General features: G+C 60.0%; 1 protein-coding gene and 1 pseudogene. One reads left to right on the forward strand and one right to left on the reverse strand.

Annotated features, from left to right (window positions below):
* Nucleotides 1-569 (reverse strand): annotated as a pseudogene (locus A5622_RS05625) (hypothetical protein); the annotation flags it as partial.
* Nucleotides 570-1,059: 490 nt separating this feature from the next.
* Between A5622_RS05625 and A5622_RS30440 the strand changes: the two are divergent.
* Nucleotides 1,060-1,191: a hypothetical protein gene (locus A5622_RS30440; protein WP_255361663.1), complete on the forward strand. Its 132-nt coding sequence runs from the start codon at nucleotides 1,060-1,062 to the stop codon at nucleotides 1,189-1,191.
* The last annotated feature ends 49 nt before the right edge of the window (nucleotides 1,192-1,240 follow it).

Consider the following 1,240-nt stretch of genomic DNA (forward strand, 5'->3'; position numbering starts at 1 on the left):
GCTTGCCGTAGCGATCGCGTGTAGGTGTCGCGGATAGATGTCATCTGTTTGAGTGCATCTCGTGTGTCATCGGCGGCGTCAGCTTTAGCGTCGTCGATCAACGTTTCGAGCGCGTGGCGGCTTTTCGCATCGAGGGCGGGGTCTTCCAGGTCCTTCTTCGCCGCCACAATGAGTTTGTCGAGCAATTGCAACTGCTTTTCCAGTGTGGCGATCTCTGCGGCACCCTCTTTCTGCGCGGCAGCCAGCATGCTGGCGATGTTTTCCAGGTCACTGCCGATTTTGGGCAACTGCTCGGACTGTGCACCAAGCGATTTGACGAGCCGCTGCACTTCAGCCGCATCGTTGATCGGGTGATCACCGTTCTGGTGGTTCCAGGCCGCGTCGAACCGTTGCCGGGCTTGCTCAAACGAGTGGTCCGCCTCGGCGGTGTGTCGACCAGCACCATGAAAAGCCTCCGCAAGGCTCGAAATCTGCGCGGGGCTGCCGGCCTGCAAGCTCTGGTTAATCGCCCACGGATCACCACCGGCCTGAGCGATCAGACCGGCAACGCTAATCCATTTCAGCTGCATTGCACCGCCCGTAAAACCGCACCCTGTTCTTCTGGAGCAGCTATGACGCTACCCCGCTGGTAACCTCTCCACGCCGGTTCAAGCCGACGCTGCGGTGCAATTTGCCGCCGTTCGCTCGTCGAGCGCCTGATCGATCAATGTGGTACTGGAATGCCGTCGCAGAGTTATCGAGCCGCTAGGCGCGCTCGCGTCACCAGGCGGATTCGCCATCGATGGTCGCGAGGTCTCGCATGGGTAGAAAATTACGGGCGGACGCCGTTGGCCGCTATTCACTATGTACTAGCCTCGACGCAGCGCAGACACGGCTTCATCTCACTAGCGAATCCCAGCGACGTCAGGCCGGTCCGACGACGATCTGCCTCAAACCGATGCTGACGGCCGCATAAAGTCGGTGGTCTTACGCCAGCGATCAGTCACCTTCGAGATAAAGAATCTGCGCCGTTCGCCGGGGTGAAGTGAGCGAAGCGCTGCCTCGGCTTAGCATTCGGACATGCGCGATATCGAAGCGATTGACGCCGATCTGCAGTTGGTGTCGCGCGCTTGGTGCGCGGCTTTGGTGGCAAATGATCACGCACCGAGTACCACCCTGATCGACCAGCTTCGCGAGGAGCGACAGCAGTGAGGCGCTGCGTCCGGAACTGACATGACCGGATACCACTAGAGGTAGCGTC

This window comes from Mycobacterium sp. 1245801.1 (assembly GCF_001673055.1).
GTDB lineage: Bacteria > Actinomycetota > Actinomycetes > Mycobacteriales > Mycobacteriaceae > Mycobacterium > Mycobacterium europaeum_A.

What these genes read in the sequence shown, in the direction of transcription:
- A5622_RS30440 (WP_255361663.1), top strand. Translation starts at nt 1,060, where the DNA reads ATGCGCGATATCGAAGCGATTGACGCCGATCTGCAGTTGGTGTCGCGC.